The sequence below is a fragment of the Anabaena sp. UHCC 0187 genome, from assembly GCF_009712035.1.
Taxonomy (GTDB): Bacteria; Cyanobacteriota; Cyanobacteriia; order Cyanobacteriales; family Nostocaceae; genus Dolichospermum.
In genome coordinates this window covers 28,957-48,712 of record NZ_VILB01000010.1, presented here as the reverse complement: position 1 = coordinate 48,712, position 19,756 = coordinate 28,957, and the positions used below count along the sequence as shown (strand labels likewise).

Genomic DNA, 19,756 nt, shown 5'->3' with positions numbered 1-19,756 from the left:
AACCATTACATTAATAAAAAGGATATTAAAAATAGACTGATGAATCCCATAGCATCTACCTTAACTTCTATTCTCAGCGCGGAAAACGCCGTTATATTGTGGGAAAATCTCACCCCCACCCAGCAGCAAAAAATCCAACAAGGGATAGACTCCAAAAGCCGCCCCAGTTGTATCGTTTATCCCCATAGTCAAGCAGAATTAGCCGCAGTGATAGCGATCGCTAACAGTCATCAATGGCGTGTTCTAACCTGGGGTAGCGGTAGTAAAATCAATTGGGGTGGTTTAGCTAAAAATATTGATATTATTGTCAGTACCGAAGGTATTAATCAACTCATAGAACACGCAGTTGGTGATTTAACTGTCACCGTGGAAGCAGGGATGAAATTTGCCCAGCTTCAGGAGATTTTGGCTAAACATCACCAATTTTTAGCACTTGATCCGGCTTTTTCCAATTCTGCCACTATTGGTGGTATGGTTGCTACTGCTGATACAGGTTCTCTGCGTCAACGTTATGGTGGTGTGCGTGACCAACTTTTAGGTATAACTTTTATCCGCGCAGATGGACAAATCGCTAAAGCAGGGGGAAGAGTTGTCAAAAATGTCGCTGGTTACGACTTAATGAAATTATTTACTGGCGCTTACGGCACATTAGGAATTATTAGCCAAGTCACTTTTCGAGTTTATCCTATTCCTGAAACTTCGGGAACTGTAATATTAACTGGTAAACCTGAAGCTATATCCCAAGCAGTGAGAACTTTACAAAGTTCTGAATTAACACCAACTCAAGTTGATTTATTATCAAGTAAGTTAGTAAATAATTTAAATTTGGGGACAGGAGTAGGCTTAATTGCCCGGTTTCAAAGTATTAATGAAAGTGTCCAAGAACAGTCAAAACGACTTTTGTTAATTGGCGAAAAGTTGGGTTTACATGGGGTAATTTATTCAGAAAATCAAGAAGCTGATTTATGGCAACGATTACCAGAACAAATACATTTTTCTAGTCCAGAATCTACAATTACTTGCAAAATAGGTGTATTACCAACTGCTGCGGTGGAAATTATCAATCAACTAGATATTGGTTTAATTCACGTTAGCAGTGGTTTAGGTTTGGTGCGGTTAGAAAATCAAGATCAGATTTTACCTTTGCGGAATTTATGTGCAGCAAATTCTGGTTTTTTAAGTATTTTATCTGCACCTGTTGAGTTGAAGGAAAGGTTTGATGTTTGGGGGTATAATGGTAATACTTTGGAAGTGATGCGGGGAATTAAAACACAGTTTGATCCTCACAATATTTTAAGTCCTGGTCGGTTTGTGGGTGGGATTTAAGGTTTAAGAAACGAACCGCAGAGGCACAGAGTTCACAGAGGTTAAGAGGGGAGAAATATAAATGCAAGTTTCGGAAGGTTCGGTGAATAATAATACTGCTAGTATTAAGAATTTGAAGGGTTTTGATGGCAATCATCCACCTGATCCTAAGTTAATTGATAGTTGTGTTCATTGTGGTTTTTGTTTGTCTACTTGTCCTAGTTATCGGGTATTAGGTAAGGAGATGGATTCTCCCAGGGGACGGATATATTTAATGGATGCTATTAATGAGGGTGAAATTGCTCTCAATACGGCTACTGTTGAACATTTTGATTCTTGTTTGGGTTGTCTGGCTTGTGTTTCTACTTGTCCTTCTGGTGTGCAGTATGATAAGTTAATTTCGGCTACTAGACATCAGGTGGAAAGAAATTATAATCGCAGTTTACCTGATAAGTTAGTTCGACAATTGATTTTTTCTCTGTTTCCTAATCCTGATCTTTTAAGAATTTTACTTTTTCCTTTATTAGTTTATCAAAAGTTAGGAATTTCTAAGGTATTGCAAGCAACTGGGTTAATTAAAGCTATATCTCCCCGGTTAGCAGCTATGGAATCTATTTTACCGGAAATTACTCTTAAATCTTTTCAGGATAATTTACCAGATATCATCCCAGCGAAGGGTGAAAAAAGATATCGGGTTGGTGTAATTTTAGGATGTGTGCAAAGGTTGTTTTTCTCTGGTGTCAATGAAGCGACAGTCAGGGTTTTAACAGCGAATGGTTGTGAGGTGGTAATTCCTAAGTCTCAAGGTTGTTGTGCTGCACTTCCTGAACACCAAGGACAAACTGAACAAGCGAAAGTTTTAGCAAGACAAATGATTGATAGTTTTGCTGATACTAATGTGGATTTTGTAATTATTAACGCTGCCGGTTGTGGTCATACTTTGAAGGAATATGGTCATATTTTGGCAGATGATCCAGAATATGCGGAAAAAGCCAAAGTATTCGCGGCAAAAGTTAAGGATTCACAGGAGTTTTTAGCTAATGTGGGTTTAACGGCTAAACTTTCACCTTTGACTGATAAAAATCTGACTTTAGTTTATCAGGATGCTTGTCATTTATTACATGGTCAAAAAATTAGTGTCCAACCTCGTCAACTGTTAAAACAAATTCCCGGTGTGACTTTAAAAGAACCTATAGACGCGGCTTTGTGTTGTGGTAGTGCAGGGGTTTATAATATGTTACAGCCAGAAGTTGCGGAAGAATTAGGTAAACAAAAAGCTGAGAATTTAATCAATACTGGTGCAGATTTAATTGCTTCTCCTAACCCTGGTTGTAGTTTGCAGATTAGTAAGTATTTGCAGGGGAAAACTATTTCTGTTATGCACCCAATGGAATTGTTAGATTATGCGATTCGGGGTGATAAGTTGGAGATTTAGACAATTATAATATCCAGTTTATAACCTTTCTCAATCGGCGTTGCTGAATAAAAGTATGAATTTATCTCTCGCAGAGACGCAGAGGCACAGAGAGTAAGAGTTCAAGAGATGGAATTTTCTACTTTCATACATCAATTCAGCAATGCCTCTTAATCTAATGAAGTACAAATTTATCTGCGTTTATCTGCGTCTATCCTCTTCCATCTGCGGTTAATTCCCTCCCATTATACCTCACTTGAAGAAGATAAAAAGAAGTCGGGGATCTTATTTATCGTTCCCAAATTAAGTTCATTGCCTTTTTTATGATCTCTTCTTGTTGGACTAATTTGCTTAATTCTTCTGCTTCATATTGTCCTTCAAAAGCTTCTATTGCTGCTTTTTCTAATGCTAAATCATAAGCATCTTCTAGAGTTGTTGCTAATTCTGTTTCACTCAGATAAGTTCCTTTGGCTTTTTCACGGGAATTACTGCGTTGAATTTGTTTGACAGAGTTGCGAATAGAAAGATTCCAAGACCTAGTGGTGCGATTTTCAGCAGCTTGCTTAATTAAGTGTAGAAGTAAAATGATGCCATAACTAAATATTTTATTCAGTTTATCAGATTTGCCCATTTCTTCTAATTCTTCGACAATTAATAAGGCTTCTGTGATATTTCCTTGGTGCAGGAGTTCTTTGAGGGTAAGTAGTTCTTCCATGTGGTTGATTTTCCTAATTTTTCATCGCTAGGGTTAATCCGTCTGCTATGGGAACTAAACTCAGGGTAATTCGGGAGTCTTCATGTAATTTGCGATTCAAAGCCCGAATTTTATTAGTTTGATTATCCTGTATTTCTGTTTCTGCAACTTTACCTGACCACAGTACGTTATCAATGGCAATTAATCCACCGGGACGAATTAATTCAAGACACTGCTCATAATAATTATCATAGTTACCTTTGTCAGCATCAATAAAGGCAAAATCAAAAGTTCCTGCTTCCCCTGCTGTCAATAAATTATCTAATGTTTCCAACGCTGGGGCAATATGTAAATCAATTTTATCAGCGACTCCCGCTTGTTGCCAATAACGACGCGCAATACTTGTATATTCTTCACTGACATCACAAGCCACTATTTTACCATCAGCGGGTAAAGCCAAAGCCACTACTAAGGAACTATAGCCAGTAAATACACCTACTTCTAAGGTTTTTTTTGCTCCTATCAATTTAATTAATAATGTCATAAATTGCCCCTGTTCAGGAGATATTTGCATGATAGACCTGGGCATTTGAGCGGTTTCTTGACGCAGTTCGGTTAAAATAGTTGGTTCGCGCAGGGAAACTGAAAGCAAATAATCATATAGGTTTTGTTCTAAACCCAGGGTTTGTTTGATCATGATTTATATTTATTAATTATTTAATGATAGTTCTTCCTTATCAAGTCTACGATAACAAATTTAAAATCGAATGTCAACCCCCAAATCCTCTTTTAATCCTGATAGCGAAGCGTGGCGCAAGCCATATCAGGATATCCAGGATTTGAGGATTTTCAGGATGTGATGGAAAGATTGTTTTTGAGGAAGTGGTGATTTTTTTGTCTGAATCAGGATGTTCAGGATTTCAGGATTTACAGGATGTGATGGAAAGATTGTTTTTGAGGAAGTGGTGTTTTTTTTAGTCTGAATCAGGATATCCAGGATTTGAGGATTTTCAGGATGTGATTGAAAGATTGTTTTTGAGGAAGTGGTGATTTTTGGAAGTTGGGATATTTTAAAGATGTTGTTTTATGCTCTTCTTAGATGGTTAGTTTACAGCATTTTCGCAATTACCAATTACCCATTCTGAAAATCCTGGATATCCTAATTCAGACAAAATCATCTCCAAAATCCCCACAAACAATCATCCAATAACATCCTGTAAATCCTGAAATCCTGAAAATCCTGATTCAGACAAAATTATCACCAAAATCCCCACAAACAATCATTAAACAACATCCTGAAAAATCCCAACTTCCCACAAATAATCATTAAACAACATCCTGTAAATCCTGAAATCCTGAAAATCCTGATTCAGACATTGACAAAATTATCAACTTCAATTATGCTTATGTTATAAGTGGAAAAGTATGCGCCCATATATATAAGGTTTTTGTTTATAGTATCCCTCTAATAAAAAAATTCCGCCTAACGGCGAGACAAGAGAAAAGAAAAAAGAGCAGAGGGTAAAAGAGCAAGAGTATAAAGAGCTACAGAGTACACGCAGCAGCACACACAACACGAAAACCGTAGTCGTTGCTACTGTAGTCCGCAAGGTCGTAGTTGCGACAAGCTGAACGGCAATTAGCAGGATAGCTGAACCAAGAACCACCGCGCATAACCCTATATACGCTTCGATTAATCAAAGCATTACCATTTATAGGCGCATTTATATAATTTTCCTGCCAATCATCTTCGCACCATTCCCACACATTGCCGTGCATATCATACAAACCAAAAGCGTTAGGGGGAAAAGTTCCTACATCTGTGGTTTGTTCTGGATATTGCCCTTTTAGTGCAGCAGCGTAGACATAGTTACCATCATAGTTTACTAAATCTGGGGTAATACTTTCACCAAAATAAAAAGGTGTGGTTGTTCCTGCCCTACAAGCATATTCCCATTGTGCCTCACTGGGCAACTTATACTTTTTACCTATTTTTTGGCTTAACTTTTGACAAAATGCCACTCCATCATTCCAACTCACACATTCAACAGGACGATTAGCACCTTTGAAGTAAGCACGGTTGTTTCCCATGATAACTTGATATTGTGCTTGAGTCAAAGGATATTTACCGATAAAGAAGCTGGGAACAGTAACTTGATGTTGGGGACTTTCATCATCCTCTCTTCCCGCTTCATTTTCCGGTGAACCCATGTAAAATGTTCCTGCGGGTATTTCCACCATTTCCAACTTCACCCCATTTCCCAAATCTTCCACAAAGTAATTTGCTGAGTGGTTGCGTTTGTTGATAATGCTTCCTTTCTCGTTGGTTGTGACAACTTCAAAAGTGAAAGTTTTGAGATCATTATTTTGTGATTGAATACCTAAATATTTAAACCATTCTGTAATAGACTGAGGACGGTTTTGATAATCTAATTCCATTCCTTTGAGAATAGCATCATTTACCTTTTGACTAATTTGAGAATTGTATTTTTGCGGTGGTTCAATCGCCATTTTCATATCCTAGCATAATCTTAGCATTCAGATAAGGACTAGGCAGAGGAATGAAAGGAGGTTCATGAACGGCGATAATTACATATAATGTCGCTGCTAAAGCATAAATATCTAAAGCGGGAGTGAAATTACTTCTATTTTCAAATTGTTCTGGTGGTGCAAAAACCGGAGTTTTGGCATTAGTTAAACTCATCAATTCCGCAAAATTGACTTCTCTGGCTAAACCAAAATCAATTAATATGGCTTTATTGTCAGATTCTCGCAGTAAAATATTCGCAGGTTTAATATCTCGGTGCAGATAATTACGACTATGAATATAACTTAAAGCCTCGCCAATTCCTTTAATAATTTCTAAACCTGCACTTTCACTAAAAACACCATTTGCGTATAAATATTGTTCTAAATTTTTGCCTTTGACATATTCCATCACCATACAAGATAAACCATTTTCTTGAAACAGTTCAGGATACACTTTGACAATGTGAGGATGATCAAAGGTAGCTAAGACCATCGCTTCGGTGTTAAACTTGTCCTGTTCTTCTGCTAGAAATTCTCCAAAACCTTCTGTATTCCCATATTTATCTCGATAGCGTTGTTTCAAAAAGGAGACGTTGAGACTTTTGATAGCTACTTGTTTTTTGCGTTTATGATCTTGCGCTAAATAGGTAATACCAAATCCTCCCTGTCCTAGAGTATCAATAATTTCGTATTGTCCTTTTTTGAGTAGTTGCCCTGGGGTAAAATAAACCATAAAAAAATTTAAATTGTCAGAATCAGGATGTCCAGGATTTGAGGATTTAGAGGATAAAGAGGAAAATAATTATATTGGTGTTGGAAAAGCCTATATATATGGACGCACACTTTTCCACCTATAACATAAGCATAATACAAGCTTTGAGCCTTGTCAAGTCTTGATTGTCTGAATCAGGATGTCCAGGATTTAAGGATTGACAGGATAAAGAGGAAAATCAGTTGTGTAATTCATTCTGTCTCATTAATTAAAATCTATGGCGTTTCTCAATCTCTGAGTCTCTGCGTCTCTGCGTGAAAAAAAATCATCCCATTAATCAGCAACACCAAATCCAGTTAGTTTATGTAGAGATGTTGCAAAGATAAGATTTTCTAAAAAAAGGGCTTATTTGCCCTCTAAAATTAAAGATTATTCTATAAACTTACTCGCGTCAGAGGGGGTATTCATGAGCCGTCCAATTATTCTGGGTATTGTTGGTGATAGTGCTGCTGGGAAAACAACTCTGACTAGAGGGATTGCTCAGGTACTCGGTCCAGAAAATGTGACTATTATCTGTACAGACGATTACCACCGTTACGATCGCACACAACGGGCGGAATTGGGGATTACAGCCCTGCATCCTGATTGTAACTATCTGGATATCATGCAGCAACATTTATCGCTGCTACGGACAGGACAGGCAATTCTCAAGCCGGTTTACAGCCACTCCACAGGGACATTTGAGCCGCCGCAATATATCAAACCCAGTAAATTTGTGATTATTGAAGGGTTACTAGGTTATTCTACCCGTGTAGCCCGTGATGCTTATGATGTTAAAGTCTATCTTGCCCCTCCTGAACCACTTCGCGCTGATTGGAAGGTGAAACGGGATACCCAAAAGCGCGGTTATACACCAGAACAGGTATTAGCGGAGTTAGATAAACGCGAACCAGATTCAGAAATGTATATCCGTCCTCAGCGGCAATGGTCAGATATCGTGGTCAGTTTCTATCCTCCTAATGATGAGATTGATAACACTAATGGACGTTTAAATGTGCGCTTGGTGCTGCGTCCTTCGATTCCTCACCCTGATTTTACGGAAATTATTCACGCTGGTCATAGTGATACCCAGTCAGCTATCCGCTTGGGACTAGATAGAGATATGGGAAAACCGGTGGATGTTTTAGAGGTTGACGGTCATGCAACCCTGGAACAGGTGAATAAAATCGAACGGATTATGTGTAACGATATGCCGCATTTAAATAGTGTATGTGATCGGGAAAGTAATCCAGAATTGGGTAAAATTGCGGGGACAACTGGAGAAACCTTGCAAAGTTACCCCCTCGCCCTGACTCAGTTGATTATTACTTACCATATGCTCAAAGCTACGCAAATCTACCAATAAGTAATTCGCGCTGATAGTTCAGTATTACGTAGGTAATTTCCACAAAAAATAAAGATTTTGTCAAGGAGGAATAATTGTGACCGGCAATAAGGGATAAATAAATAATGGCTCTACCCAATTATTCCCCATCCAAAATCCCCAATTGGTATGACTTATTGCCTGAGAATAGCCGATTTACCGGAAAATGAACGCCCTCGTGAAAGGTTAATGACTCACGGACCGAAGATTTTAGCTACAGCGGAATTAATTGCTATCTTGCTGGGTACTGGTCAAGGCCCTGGTAAATTATCCGCAGTTGGTTTAGGGCAATATATATTACAGCAATTGGGCAAAGGTCAGTGTGACCCCTTAGCTGCTTTACGAGATGTTTCCCCTGCTGAATTAATGGAAATCCCTGGTGTGGGACCAGCCAAAGCCACAACTATTTTGGCTGCAATTGAATTGGGTAAACGGACTTTTTTATCCCGTCCCTCCGACGGAACAGTGATTGATAGTCCCATTGCTGCGGCTGCGGTGCTGAGTCAAGACTTGATGTGGCAAAATCAAGAAAGATTTGCTGTGTTGTTACTGGATGTGAAAAACAAGTTATTAGGAACAAAGGTAATTACCATTGGGACAGCCACGGAAACTTTAGTCTCTCCCCGTGATATTTTTCGAGAAGTCATTCGTCAAGGTGCTACCAGGGTAATAGTTGCCCATAATCACCCTTCTGGGAGTTTAGAACCCAGTGAAGCAGATATAGAATTAACTCGTCAATTATTAGCCGGCTCTGAACTGTTAGCCATTCCCATTTTAGATCATTTAATCTTAGGTAATGGGACTCATCAGAGTTTAAGAGAAATTACAACTTTGTGGGATAATTGTCCGCAAGTTGATTAATATTTCTACCTTTTTTGGTCTAATTCTTCTAGTTGTTTCTCTGTGCGTGCATTAGGGTTTTTAGGACGCTTAACAGTGGGAAATAGGTTTAGAGCAAAGTTATTTAAAGCTATGCGGGTTTGAATGCTGGATTTCCCTAAATCCCCTGGTAGTACCTTATCTCCCACTGTTACAAAGAGAATAAAGCCAATAATAAAAAAGGGTATGTATCGTTTCATATTCGATTCCTCATGGATTAGCAATTGTAATTTATCTCTATCTCTCTAGGATGCCCTAATTATCAGGAAAACAATAACTTACACATAATATTCTTTTTTTAATCTCAGATTCAAATAACATCATCTATCAAAACTTATTCAAGAGTTAATTTTCCCTATTTGGCTAAATATATCGAATTAATGGAGTACAATCTGGAAATTAAGGATATTTTTTAAATATGGATTTTATTACCATTTTAGGATTAGTTGCAGGTGCATTAACTACAGTCGCATTTTTACCGCAAATGTTCCAAATATGGCGCACAAAATCGGCTAAAGATGTTTCTTATGTAATGCTGATTATCTTCATGAGTGGCTTACTATTGTGGTTAACCTATGGGATTATTCTCGGTGCTTTACCAGTTATTATTGCCAACGCGGTGACATTATTTTTTAACTTGATCATTCTATGGCTTAAAATTAAATATAAATAACTTTCCCAAAAAAGCTGTGACCTCATCTGTATTTGACTCGGAACGCCTGCTATTTAGCCCTGCAACCCCCAATCATGACGCTATCCCCGTAATTTTTGCCTTTCCCAATGAGTACACGGTGGGGATAACTAGCCTGGGTTATCAGGTGGTGTGGGCAACTTTGGCTATGCGTGAGGATTTGCAGGTCAGTCGCTTATTTACTGATATTCGGGAACAACTTCCTAGACATCCAGAATTATTAGGTTTTTCGATGTCTTGGGAATTAGATTATGTGAATATTTTTAATCTTTTGGAATCTTTAGAAATTCCCATTCGGGCTAATTCCCGCAATCACAATCATCCTTTGATTTTTGGTGGTGGCCCAGTTCTCACAGCTAACCCTGAACCTTATGCAGAATTTTTTGATGTGATTTTATTAGGAGACGGTGAAAATCTCCTTGGTGATTTTATAGATACTTATAAAAAAGTTAGAAAGGCTGATAGAGAAACTCAATTAAAAACTTTAGCCCAAGTTCCCGGAATTTATATTCCTAGTTTATATGTAGTAGAATATATTAGCCCAGATGGGGAAATAAAATCAATTAATCCGATTTCAGCGGAAATTCCGCCAATTATCCAAAAGCAAACTTATCGAGGTAATACTCTTTCTGCTTCTACTGTTGTGACAGAAAAAGCCGCTTGGGAAAATATTTATATGGTGGAAGTGGTGCGAAGTTGTCCCGAAATGTGCCGCTTTTGTTTAGCCAGTTATTTAACTTTGCCTTTTAGAACTGCGAGTTTAGAAACTTCTTTAATTCCGGGAATTGAACGCGGTTTAAAAGTTACAAATCGTTTGGGTTTATTGGGGGCTTCTGTTACCCAACATCCAGAATTTACAGAATTATTAGATTATATTAGTCAGCCAAAATATGAGGATGTGCGGTTAAGTGTTGCGTCGGTGAGAACCAATACAGTTACAGTTAAATTAGCCGAAACTTTGGTGAAACGCGATACCAGATCATTAACAATTGCGGTTGAAAGTGGTTCAGAAAAAGTCCGGAAAATTGTCAATAAAAAATTGGATAATGATGAAATTATCCAAGCTGCTATCAATGCAAAAGCTGGTGGTTTATCTAGTTTAAAACTCTATGGAATGGTGGGAATTCCTGGGGAAGAAGCCGAAGATATAGACGCAACTGTACAAATGATGCAAAGTGTTAAAAAAGCTGCTCCTGGTTTGCGGTTAACACTGGGATGCAGTACCTTTGTTCCCAAGTCCCATACTCCATTTCAATGGTTTGGGGTAAATAAGCAAGCTGAGAAGCGGTTACAATTATTACAAAAGCAAATCAAACCCCAAGGGATAGAGTTTAGACCAGAAAGCTATAATTGGTCAATTATACAGGCTTTGTTGTCCAGAGGCGATCGCCGACTTTGCCAATTATTAGAATTAACCCGTGATTTTGGTGACTCTTTGGGAAGTTACAAACGCGCTTTCAAACAACTAAAAGGACAAATTCCCGACTTAGATTTTTATGTTCATAGTAATTGGTCAACTGAGAAAATTCTACCTTGGAATCACTTACAAGGACCTTTACCACAGTCTACACTAATTAAACATTTAGCAGAAGCTACAAACTGGGAATTACATCATCAATAATGCACACAGATACCATATTCTACCAAATCTTCCTCACCTTCCATACTCTATTATTTGAACTACTGGGACAACCAACCGAAAATGCGGAAGGTTATCAATTTACTTCTGTAGAAGTCAAAGAAAAAGCCTTTCGATTTGATGGGATATTTATGCCAGATAGTTTAGAAAAACCCATCTATTTTGTAGAGGTACAATTTCAAAACAAACCAGAGTTTTACTGGGAATTAATTACAGAAATCAACATTTATCTTAATCAATATAAACCCGAACAAGATTGGCAAGCAGTAGCTTTATTTGCGAAACGGAGTTTGGATGTAGAGAAATTAACTAATTACCAACAAGAATTAGTCAATAGTGGTCGAATCAAACGAATTTATTTAGATGAAATACCATCAGGGTCAATAGGGATGGGATTAATTGAATTAATTGTCAGTAAAGAAAACCAATCACAGGAATTGGTGAAAAACTTGATGACAAGAACAAAGACAGAAGTTAGCAATGATAGTGAAAGACAAGGTATTATAGAATTACTGGAAAGTGTGTTGATGTCAAAGTTTTCACAATTAAGCCGTCAGGAGATAGAAGCCATGTTTTTAGTGAGTGATATTAAGCAAACAAGGGTATATCAAGAAGCTAAACAGGAAGGTGAACAAGAAGGTGAGAAAAACTTACTGCTGCGGATATTATCGAAGAGATTTGGAAAATTGGGAGATGCGTATATCAAAAACATCAATAGCTTGACAATAGCACAGCTAGAAGACCTGGGAGAAGCATTATTAGACTTTGTAGAAATTAGCGACTTGGAACAATGGCTAAAATCCCGCACAGAATTATAGATTTAGAGATTTCTACCTTCTGACTGAAAATGAATCAAATTATTACTCAAGTAGACGCTTTCACTAATACCCCATTTAAAGGAAATCCTGCGGCTGTCTGTGTTTTAGATAGCCCAAAATCTGAATCATGGATGCAAAATATTGCCCAGGAAATGAATTTATCAGAAACCGCTTTTTTAATAAAACAAGATGACGGTTTTAATTTACGGTGGTTTACACCAACAACAGAAGTTCCCCTGTGTGGACACGCAACTTTAGCCAGCGCCCATGTATTATGGTCACAAGGGCATTTATTACCAAATCAAGAAGCGCGTTTTTATACAAAAAGTGGTATACTGATAGCTAAACTAGAAAATGATTGGATTCAGTTAGATTTTCCAGTCAATTTTTCCCAAGCTGTAGAATCACCTCTAGAATTAAGTCAAGTTTTAGGAGTAACTTGTAAATCTGTTGTTCAAAATTCTCTCGGTTATTTAGTAGAAGTAGAATCTGAGCAACTAGTCAGAGAAATGCAGCCGAATTTCCAGCAGATGAAAACCTTAACTAAGGCTGATATTATCGTTACTAGCATCGCCAATTCTGACTCAGAATATGATTTTATCTCCCGCTTTTTTGCCCCAGGTTTAGGGATTGATGAAGATCCGGTAACAGGTGCAGCACACTGTTGTTTAGCACCATTTTGGCGGGATAAATTGGGAAAAGATGAATTTTTAGCCTATCAAGCTTCTAGTCGGGGTGGAGTGGTGAAAGTGAATTATCCAGGAGCAACCCGCGTCTTTATATCTGGACAAGCTGTAACAGTAATGCGAGGAAAATTAACTATAGATTAAGGATTGATAATAACAGATCAGATCCCTGACTTCTTTAAGAAGTCGGGGATCTCAGACAATGATTAGGTTAATATTTGTAATGAAAATTTTAGATTTAATCTGATACTTATCGGGCATTATTGACTGTGAACATCCTTTAATGCAGGAAGTTGGGCAATAAATAAATTGAGGTTTCCATTTTTTATAGGTGATAATGTTAGTAATACCGTCCTAAAGAAGGATGGCCATTTGATAAAAATGTTAGAATTCAGAAAGTAAAATCCCAGTAAATCCTGAATTTTTACATAAATAAACCCATACTAAAAACTGAAAAAATGACCCTTAACCGTACAAATAATAGAAATTTACTTCAAAAATCCGATTGGCCTGTAAAAGACTTACCAGGATTAAGCCCAGAAGATCAAGCTCAACTGAAAAATTGTGGCATTAATACCACAGAAGAACTAATTAAAAGAGGAAAAACTCCAGAAGAAAGAATAGTATTAGCAGGTAAATTACAGGTAAATATCCATTCTGTGAATAAATGGGTAGTTTTGGCAGGTTTAGCCCGTGTTCCCAGTGTAGGAACTCAATATTGCGGTATATTGCTTCACGCTGGCGTTATTTCTATAGCGCAATTAGCGCAAACTCCCACTCACAGATTGCATAGACAGGTTATGCGCTTACAGGTAGCAACTTTACACAGCCGCGATATGTGTCCAGCAGTTGAATTAGTGCAACAATGGAGTCATCAAGCGCAAGCAATGGGTAATTAGTCAGTTGTCAGTGGTAATAATTATTTCCCCTTGCCTCTTGCCTATTCCTTTGCTAAGACACCGTTAAGAAATATATCCGCTAGTCCCTCCGCCATTTTTTGCATTTCTTGGGGGGAGGCGTTGGGGTCTATGAGGGTATGATCAGAAAACCCGGCAATTGCAAATAAACCCAAAAATACTTTAGCTCCAAGCTTGGCATCCATCTGACGATAGATGCCTTTATCTATTGCAGTTTGAAAAAATGCTTCAGCAACGGCTGTCATTTTATCAATAACTTCTGTTTGAATGCGATCGCGCAAATCTGGGTGAAATTGCACTTCCATAAAGCAAACACGCATAATATCGGCATTTTTTTGTAAATTCCACATCCGACGACGCATTAATTGGGCTATAGCCTTATAGCTCGCCATTTCGCTGAGTTCTGTCAGTAAATCTGTGAGAATATCCACCCAACCGCTAGTGGCCACTTCCACCAAAATTGCTTTTTTATTGGCAAAATGACGAAAGAGAGTTCCCTCAGCTACCCCTGCGGTTTGTGCTAACTCACGGGTGGTAGTTCCCTCGAACCCTTTAGCAGCAAACAACCGTTGTGCTGCTTGCAAAATACGTGTGCGCGTCTGTGCTTCTGATGATGGAGGAGAATGAAAAACTCGCATAGTAGTTATTTTGATATCTCCAAAACAAGATTTGTAGCCTTATTGTGCAACATCAAATGCAAAAAAAACAGAAAGCTTAATAGAAGGTTAACTGGAACTGTGTTAATTACGCTATTTCTCAAGTAATGTAAATTTACTTTAACTTTTGTTCATGCACCAGACAATTTTAGATTTCTTCATGGGTAGCCTTAAAAAATCCCTATTTCGTCGGCTATTAGCCACCACTTTGGCGTTGATAGTATTTAGTGGGGGATTGATCCCAGAAACAGCTTTAGCCCTGCAAAAATCCCCAAATTCTATTCAACCTTACCTAGAACGAGTAATTAATCAATTAACAGAATTTCGCCTCGATAATGGGCTAAAATTCATCGTTTTAGAAAGACATCAAGCCCCAGTAGTTTCCTTTCTCACTTATGCTGATGTTGGTGGGATTGATGAACCCGATGGACAAACAGGGGTAGCGCACTTTCTCGAACATCTAGCATTTAAAGGAACAAAGCGCATCGGTACTACAGACTATAAAGCTGAAGCACCACTTTTAGAAAAGTTAGAAAAGCTAGATAACCAAATCAAAACCACAAAAACTAGTGGAAAAAAAGATGAAATAGCCCGGTTAGAAACTGAATTTAAGTCTATAGAATCCCAAGCCCTCAAATTAGTTAAACAAAACGAAATGGGGCAAATAGTCGAACAAGCTGGAGGTGTGGGTTTAAATGCAACTACTTCCTCCGAAGCCACTCGCTATTTTTACAGCTTTCCAGCCAATAAATTAGAACTGTGGATGTCTCTAGAATCAGATCGGTTTTTAGATCCTGTATTTCGGGAATTCTATAAAGAAAAAGATGTAATTTTGGAAGAAAGACGGCTGCGAGTAGAAAATTCTCCTATCGGCCAGATGGTAGAAAAATTCACAGATGCTGCTTTCAAAGTTCATCCTTATAGACGACCAGTAATTGGTTATGATCAAGATATTCGCAACTTAACACCGGAGAATGTTAGGAAGTTTTTTGATGCTTATTATGCTCCCAGTAATTTAACAATTGCTGTTGTGGGAGATGTGAATCCTGCGGAAGTGAAAAAACTCGCCCAAACTTATTTTGGACGTTATCAAGCTAAACCCAAACCCCAGCAAAAACTACCCGTAGAACCCCAGCAAACCGCCACAAGGGAAGTTACTTTAGAATTACCTACCCAACCTTGGTATTTAGAAGGTTATCATCGTCCCGCTATTACCGATCCTGACAATGCAGTTTATGAACTGATTGGTAGTTTATTGAGTGACGGGAGAACATCAAGACTGTTTAAGTCTTTGGTAGAAAAACAAGGTTTAGCTCTGAATGCTCAAGGTTCTAGTGGCTTTCCAGGAGATAAATATCCTAATCTCATCTTCTTTTATGCTCTCACATCTCCAGGGAAAACAGTAGATCAAGTAGCGATCGCCTTAAGGCAAGAAATTGATAAATTGAAAACTGAACCTGTCTCTGCAATAGAATTGGAAAGACTAAAAACCCAAGCTAGAGCCGGGTTATTACGCAGCCTTGATTCTAATTCAGGTATGGCAGCACAGTTGTTAGAATATGAAGTGAAAACAGGTTCTTGGCGCAATTTATTTCAGCAATTAGACAAAATTGCCGCAGTCACTCCTGAAGATATTCAAAGAGTTGCCAAGGTAACTTTTACGCCCGAAAATCGCATAGTTGGGAAGTTGTTGTCAAAACAGCCAGGATAGTACCGCAAGGCGGAATTAAAAATTAATAATTAAAAATTAAAAAAGCAAATTATCCAAGCTTTTTGGAGATTTTTAATAATTGTTTAATTTACGCCGTGTTGTCTAGAAATTCTTAAATTCAAACAGGATTAATCTTGCAATCCTGATCCAAAATTGAAGACAGAAAAGATATGTTGAGGTTTGATTTGAAAAGCAAAAAATTCCAGTTTTCCAAGGGACAAAGATTTGTTTTTACCTTGGTGATTGTTGTGGCTTGTTTGCTCGTAAATTTGAATTTTTCTTGGGCAGCAACAACAGCAAAGCATTACACTGATTTAAAATTTCCGCCAGGTTCGGCAGTTAAATTACCCAAGTATGAAAGATATGTACTGGAAAATGGCTTGGTAGTTTATTTGATGGAAGATCATGAACTACCATTGGTAACTGGTACAGCATTGATCAGAACAGGTAGCCGGTTGGAAGGAGAAAAAGCAGGTTTAGCTAGTTTAGTGGGTTCTACATTGCGAAGTGGTGGCACTAAAAAGCATTCTGCTGATGAACTAAATGAGATATTAGAACAGCGAGCCGCTTCTGTGGAAACAGATATGGGAGAAGCTGCCGGTAGTGCTAGTTTTGCAGCCCTGAGTGAAGATATAGAAATGGCATTTGGGCTATTTACTGAGGTATTACGAGAACCGGCTTTTGCACAGGAAAAGTTGGATTTGGAAAAAACTCAAATTCGCGGTGGTATTGCTCGTCGTAATGATAGCCCTAACAGCATTGCCAGTCGAGAATTCAGAAAATTAATTTATGGGCAAGAAAGTCCTTATGCGCGTACAGTTGAGTATGCAACTTTAGATAAAATTTCCCGTGAGGATTTGCTGAAGTTCTATCAGCAATATTTTCACCCCAATAATATGATTTTAGGGATTGTGGGCGATTTTGATGCTCAAAAAATGCGATCGCTCATTCAAGCCAAATTTGGTGACTGGAAAGCAAATACTCAAATTGCGAAAACCCAATTACCACAAGTTACACAAGCTAATTTAGGCGGTGTATTTTTTGTTAATCAACCCCAACTCACCCAAAGTAGTGTCTTAATTGGGCATTTGGGCGGCAAATTCGATAGTCCTGACTATCCAGCCTTGGACGTAATGAATGACGTTCTCAATGGCTTTGGGGGACGCTTATTTAATGAATTGCGATCGCGTCAAGGTTTAGCTTATTCTGTCTATGGTATGTGGAGTCCCCGGTTCGACTATCCAGGAACATTTGTTGCTGGAGGACAAACTCGCACAGAAACAACAGTTCAATTCATCAAATCACTGGAAACAGAAATCAAACGGTTACAAACTCAAACCGTTACAAACAAAGAATTAAATAATGCCAAAAACTCGACATTAAACTCCTTTGTTTTCAACTTTCAAAATCCTAGTCAAACATTATCTAGGTTAATGCGATACGAATATTATGGTTATCCTGCTGATTTCCTATTTCGCTATCAAAAAGCCATTACTGCTACTACAGCAGCAGATGTTAAACGGGTGGCACAAAAATACCTGAAACCAGAAAATTTAGTCACCTTAGTAGTCGGAAATCAAACAGGTATGAAACAACCATTAACCGATTTAGCCGCCAAGGTAATAACCATAGATATTACTATTCCTGGTACTCAACCAGCAGCCCAGAAATAAAGGCAGGGGGCAGGGAGCAGGGAGCAGGGAGCAGGGAGCAGGGGGAGAAATTTTCTCTAACTCCTGACTCCTGACTCCTGACTCCTGACTCCTAACTATGCGTCAACTTGAGTATTTCTTAAGTGATTTTTCTCCTCTTCTACAAACTCCTCAACTGCATAAACATCAGGCCAAACAGTTGCACCGTGTTCATAGTTATCAATCCCAACTTTATCAGCTTCAGGATTAACACGCAGTCTACCAATAGCATTGAGTCCAGTGAACATTAAAAGGGCAAAAGCAATAGTAAAAACTGATATTGCAACTACCCCCAAAATCTGTACACCCAACAAATCAAAACCACCACCTAAAAACAGTCCAGCTTTTTTATTCAAAGTCAATTCTGATTGACCTAAAAAGCCTACTGCCAGTGTACCCATCATGCCATTAATACCATGAACTGCAAAAGCTCCCACAGGGTCATCAATTTTGCAAGATTCAATAATATCAATGCCCAAAATTACTAAAATTCCACCAGTTAAGCCAATGACAACCGCAGCCCAAGGGGCGACAAAAGCGCAACCTGCGGTAATACCTACCAAACCAGCTAAAGAACCATTCAGACAATAGGTTAAATCCCATTTACCGGAACGTTGGTATTGATAAAATAACGCTGATAACGCTCCACCACCAGCACCCAGGGTAGTATTTAAGGTAATCAAACCAATTAACCCAGGATTACCAGCACCGAGAGTTGAACCAGGGTTAAAGCCATACCAGCCAAACCAGAGAATCATTGTTCCCATAGCTGCTAAACCTAAGTTATGGGCGGGGGGAATTTGTCCCCAAGGAGTCCGTCCAGGACGGGGGCCAAGTAAAAAAGCCCCAACTAAGGCTGTCCAACCGCCAACGGTGTGAACTACGGTACTACCAGCAAAGTCATGAAAACCCAATTTCCCTAACCAGCCGCTGGAATTCCACACCCAATGAACCATTAAGGGATAGCTGAACGCACCCATAATGGCACTGTAGATTAAATCACCAACAAAGTCTGTTCTCCCAGCCATTGCCCCAGTAGTAATCGTACTGGCAGTAGCCGCAAAGGCAAACTGGAAAAAGAACAAGGTATAAGCATTGAGTCCAGAAGCTATTCCCGGTACACCAGCATTGGTAAAAGCGCCGTCAACGGGTAGTTGACTTAGGAAAAAGGTGTCTGTACCAATAAACCCACCAGCACTTGTGCCAAAGGCAATTCCAAAGCCCACACCCCACCACACTAAAATGGTGACAGCAGCATCAATAAAGTTTTCCAATAGGGCATTAACTACACCTCTTTGACGTAGCAAACCTGCTTCTAACATCGAAAAACCAGTCTGCATGAAGAATACTAAAAAGCCTGTGAGTAATACCCAGGTAGTATCAATAGAAATCTGTAATTGTTTGGTTGTTGCGTCTAAGGATTCCAGTGTTACAGGGTCTGCGGCCTGGACAACTGTGGGCGCAAAAATTGCCAAAACCATTGAACCTATAGCTAGTGCTAGAAGGCGATACAAGGGGCGAATACGTTTATTCATTGCTGTTTTTCCTGCTAGAAAAGCTGTAATTAAGTTAGGCTTTTTATCTCATCTTTATGTTTGCAAATCTGTCACACTTGTTCAATATGGTTATAAAAAATAAACATAGAACATTAACAGAAATTTATTGGATAATTTCTGCTTTTAGTTGAGTGGAACAGTCATCAACTTGAATGTCGGCAGAAATCAAAATTTAATTCCGACTTCTGAATTATTTCTTAATAAAGTTGGTTGATTTTGTATTTAATAAAAGTAAATATTCTGTATCAGAAAATACATTTTTTTTGTAATTATGTGAATTATCAACTCTGCAAGAATACATAAAATTCCTCTATCGTTCATACTATCGGCGTTTGCTGTGATCTGGATCTCATGATCACGGCTTAAATATTGTTATATACAGAAAACTGATACTTGTAAAGCAAATATATATGTAATATTTATGTATGACGGTTT

18 protein-coding genes are annotated in these 19,756 nt (G+C 38.4%); 11 read left to right on the top strand and 7 right to left on the bottom strand.

Features of this window, described 5'->3' with window-relative positions; genetic code table 11:
• Positions 1 to 39 precede the first annotated feature (39 nt).
• Positions 40 to 1,326 carry an FAD-binding oxidoreductase gene (locus FJR11_RS08505; protein ID WP_168503275.1) on the top strand — a complete coding sequence of 429 codons (1,287 nt, stop codon included), beginning with the start codon at positions 40 to 42 and terminating at the stop codon, positions 1,324 to 1,326.
• Between the two features lie 61 nt (positions 1,327 to 1,387).
• Complete coding sequence (locus tag FJR11_RS08500; protein WP_168503274.1) at positions 1,388 to 2,740, top strand: (Fe-S)-binding protein; 1,353 nt, start codon at positions 1,388 to 1,390, stop codon at positions 2,738 to 2,740.
• Positions 2,741 to 3,008: 268 nt separating this feature from the next.
• Here the strand turns inward: FJR11_RS08500 and FJR11_RS08495 are convergent, their stop codons facing one another.
• The 4 genes from FJR11_RS08495 to FJR11_RS23535 all read right to left on the bottom strand — a co-directional run bounded on the left by FJR11_RS08495 (position 3,009) and on the right by FJR11_RS23535 (position 6,675).
• Complete coding sequence (locus FJR11_RS08495; protein ID WP_168503273.1) at positions 3,009 to 3,434, bottom strand: DUF29 family protein; 426 nt, start codon at positions 3,432 to 3,434, stop codon at positions 3,009 to 3,011.
• Positions 3,435 to 3,447: 13 nt separating this feature from the next.
• Positions 3,448 to 4,110, bottom strand: coding sequence for a class I SAM-dependent methyltransferase (locus FJR11_RS08490; RefSeq protein WP_168503272.1), 663 nt, complete (start codon positions 4,108 to 4,110; stop codon positions 3,448 to 3,450).
• An 848-nt stretch (positions 4,111 to 4,958) separates the two neighbouring features.
• The gene (locus FJR11_RS23540; protein ID WP_371417489.1) at positions 4,959 to 5,924 is read right to left on the bottom strand and encodes a formylglycine-generating enzyme family protein; all 966 of its coding nucleotides are present in this window, start codon (positions 5,922 to 5,924) and stop codon (positions 4,959 to 4,961) included.
• Positions 5,914 to 6,675, bottom strand: a complete 762-nt coding sequence (locus FJR11_RS23535) for a serine/threonine-protein kinase (RefSeq protein ID WP_254444719.1) — start codon at positions 6,673 to 6,675, stop codon at positions 5,914 to 5,916. The genes FJR11_RS23540 and FJR11_RS23535 overlap by 11 nt, the downstream gene beginning before the upstream one ends.
• Positions 6,676 to 7,120: 445 nt before the next feature.
• Here FJR11_RS23535 and FJR11_RS08480 point away from each other — a divergent pair, with 445 nt between their 5' ends.
• Positions 7,121 to 8,059: a phosphoribulokinase gene (locus FJR11_RS08480; protein ID WP_168503271.1), complete on the top strand. Its 939-nt coding sequence runs from the start codon at positions 7,121 to 7,123 to the stop codon at positions 8,057 to 8,059.
• Between the two features lie 147 nt (positions 8,060 to 8,206).
• Entirely contained in the window at positions 8,207 to 8,938 is a 732-nt protein-coding gene (gene radC / locus FJR11_RS08475; protein ID WP_168503270.1) for a DNA repair protein RadC, read from the top strand.
• A 5-nt stretch (positions 8,939 to 8,943) separates the two neighbouring features.
• On the opposite strand, the gene FJR11_RS08470 is transcribed toward radC, so the two are convergent.
• Entirely contained in the window at positions 8,944 to 9,156 is a 213-nt protein-coding gene (locus tag FJR11_RS08470; RefSeq protein ID WP_168503269.1) for a hypothetical protein, read from the bottom strand.
• A 218-nt stretch (positions 9,157 to 9,374) separates the two neighbouring features.
• Between FJR11_RS08470 and FJR11_RS08465 the strand changes: the two genes are divergently transcribed.
• The 5 genes from FJR11_RS08465 (at position 9,375) to FJR11_RS08445 (ending at position 13,689) form a co-directional block, all read left to right on the top strand.
• Entirely contained in the window at positions 9,375 to 9,629 is a 255-nt protein-coding gene (locus tag FJR11_RS08465) for a SemiSWEET transporter (RefSeq protein ID WP_168503268.1), read from the top strand.
• 16 nt (positions 9,630 to 9,645) lie between these two features.
• The gene (locus FJR11_RS08460; RefSeq protein WP_168503267.1) at positions 9,646 to 11,268 is read left to right on the top strand and encodes a radical SAM protein; all 1,623 of its coding nucleotides are present in this window, start codon (positions 9,646 to 9,648) and stop codon (positions 11,266 to 11,268) included.
• Complete coding sequence (locus tag FJR11_RS08455; protein ID WP_168503266.1) at positions 11,268 to 12,104, top strand: DUF2887 domain-containing protein; 837 nt, start codon at positions 11,268 to 11,270, stop codon at positions 12,102 to 12,104. The genes FJR11_RS08460 and FJR11_RS08455 overlap by 1 nt, the downstream gene beginning before the upstream one ends.
• Before the next feature lie 29 nt (positions 12,105 to 12,133).
• Positions 12,134 to 12,934, top strand: a complete 801-nt coding sequence (locus FJR11_RS08450; RefSeq protein WP_168503265.1) for a PhzF family phenazine biosynthesis protein — start codon at positions 12,134 to 12,136, stop codon at positions 12,932 to 12,934.
• 314 nt (positions 12,935 to 13,248) lie between these two features.
• Positions 13,249 to 13,689 (top strand): DUF4332 domain-containing protein, encoded by a 441-nt coding sequence (locus tag FJR11_RS08445; protein WP_168503264.1) that lies wholly within the window; start codon positions 13,249 to 13,251, stop codon positions 13,687 to 13,689.
• Positions 13,690 to 13,730: 41 nt separating this feature from the next.
• Here the strand turns inward: FJR11_RS08445 and FJR11_RS08440 are convergent, their stop codons facing one another.
• Positions 13,731 to 14,345 (bottom strand): TetR/AcrR family transcriptional regulator, encoded by a 615-nt coding sequence (locus FJR11_RS08440; protein ID WP_168503263.1) that lies wholly within the window; start codon positions 14,343 to 14,345, stop codon positions 13,731 to 13,733.
• A 151-nt stretch (positions 14,346 to 14,496) separates the two neighbouring features.
• On the opposite strand from FJR11_RS08440, the gene FJR11_RS08435 reads away from it, so the two are divergent.
• Together FJR11_RS08435 and FJR11_RS08430 are read left to right on the top strand one after the other, a co-directional pair.
• Positions 14,497 to 16,074 carry a pitrilysin family protein gene (locus FJR11_RS08435; RefSeq protein WP_254444718.1) on the top strand — a complete coding sequence of 526 codons (1,578 nt, stop codon included), beginning with the start codon at positions 14,497 to 14,499 and terminating at the stop codon, positions 16,072 to 16,074.
• A gap of 170 nt (positions 16,075 to 16,244) precedes the next feature.
• The gene (locus FJR11_RS08430) at positions 16,245 to 17,747 is read left to right on the top strand and encodes a pitrilysin family protein (RefSeq protein WP_168503262.1); all 1,503 of its coding nucleotides are present in this window, start codon (positions 16,245 to 16,247) and stop codon (positions 17,745 to 17,747) included.
• A gap of 95 nt (positions 17,748 to 17,842) precedes the next feature.
• Here FJR11_RS08430 and FJR11_RS08425 read toward each other — a convergent pair whose 3' ends face one another.
• Positions 17,843 to 19,300: an ammonium transporter gene (locus FJR11_RS08425; protein ID WP_168503261.1), complete on the bottom strand. Its 1,458-nt coding sequence runs from the start codon at positions 19,298 to 19,300 to the stop codon at positions 17,843 to 17,845.
• Between the last annotated feature and the right edge of the window lie 456 nt (positions 19,301 to 19,756).

What these genes read in the sequence shown, in the direction of transcription:
- FJR11_RS08505 (WP_168503275.1), top strand. Translation starts at nt 40, where the DNA reads ATGAATCCCATAGCATCTACCTTAACTTCTATTCTCAGCGCGGAAAAC.
- FJR11_RS08500 (WP_168503274.1), top strand. Translation starts at nt 1,388, where the DNA reads ATGCAAGTTTCGGAAGGTTCGGTGAATAATAATACTGCTAGTATTAAG.
- FJR11_RS08495 (WP_168503273.1), bottom strand. Translation starts at nt 3,434, where the DNA reads ATGGAAGAACTACTTACCCTCAAAGAACTCCTGCACCAAGGAAATATC.
- FJR11_RS08490 (WP_168503272.1), bottom strand. Translation starts at nt 4,110, where the DNA reads ATGATCAAACAAACCCTGGGTTTAGAACAAAACCTATATGATTATTTG.
- FJR11_RS23540 (WP_371417489.1), bottom strand. Translation starts at nt 5,924, where the DNA reads ATGGCGATTGAACCACCGCAAAAATACAATTCTCAAATTAGTCAAAAG.
- FJR11_RS23535 (WP_254444719.1), bottom strand. Translation starts at nt 6,675, where the DNA reads ATGGTTTATTTTACCCCAGGGCAACTACTCAAAAAAGGACAATACGAA.
- FJR11_RS08480 (WP_168503271.1), top strand. Translation starts at nt 7,121, where the DNA reads ATGAGCCGTCCAATTATTCTGGGTATTGTTGGTGATAGTGCTGCTGGG.
- radC (WP_168503270.1), top strand. Translation starts at nt 8,207, where the DNA reads ATGACTTATTGCCTGAGAATAGCCGATTTACCGGAAAATGAACGCCCT.
- FJR11_RS08470 (WP_168503269.1), bottom strand. Translation starts at nt 9,156, where the DNA reads ATGAAACGATACATACCCTTTTTTATTATTGGCTTTATTCTCTTTGTA.
- FJR11_RS08465 (WP_168503268.1), top strand. Translation starts at nt 9,375, where the DNA reads ATGGATTTTATTACCATTTTAGGATTAGTTGCAGGTGCATTAACTACA.
- FJR11_RS08455 (WP_168503266.1), top strand. Translation starts at nt 11,268, where the DNA reads ATGCACACAGATACCATATTCTACCAAATCTTCCTCACCTTCCATACT.
- FJR11_RS08450 (WP_168503265.1), top strand. Translation starts at nt 12,134, where the DNA reads ATGAATCAAATTATTACTCAAGTAGACGCTTTCACTAATACCCCATTT.
- FJR11_RS08445 (WP_168503264.1), top strand. Translation starts at nt 13,249, where the DNA reads ATGACCCTTAACCGTACAAATAATAGAAATTTACTTCAAAAATCCGAT.
- FJR11_RS08440 (WP_168503263.1), bottom strand. Translation starts at nt 14,345, where the DNA reads ATGCGAGTTTTTCATTCTCCTCCATCATCAGAAGCACAGACGCGCACA.
- FJR11_RS08435 (WP_254444718.1), top strand. Translation starts at nt 14,497, where the DNA reads ATGCACCAGACAATTTTAGATTTCTTCATGGGTAGCCTTAAAAAATCC.
- FJR11_RS08430 (WP_168503262.1), top strand. Translation starts at nt 16,245, where the DNA reads ATGTTGAGGTTTGATTTGAAAAGCAAAAAATTCCAGTTTTCCAAGGGA.
- FJR11_RS08425 (WP_168503261.1), bottom strand. Translation starts at nt 19,300, where the DNA reads ATGAATAAACGTATTCGCCCCTTGTATCGCCTTCTAGCACTAGCTATA.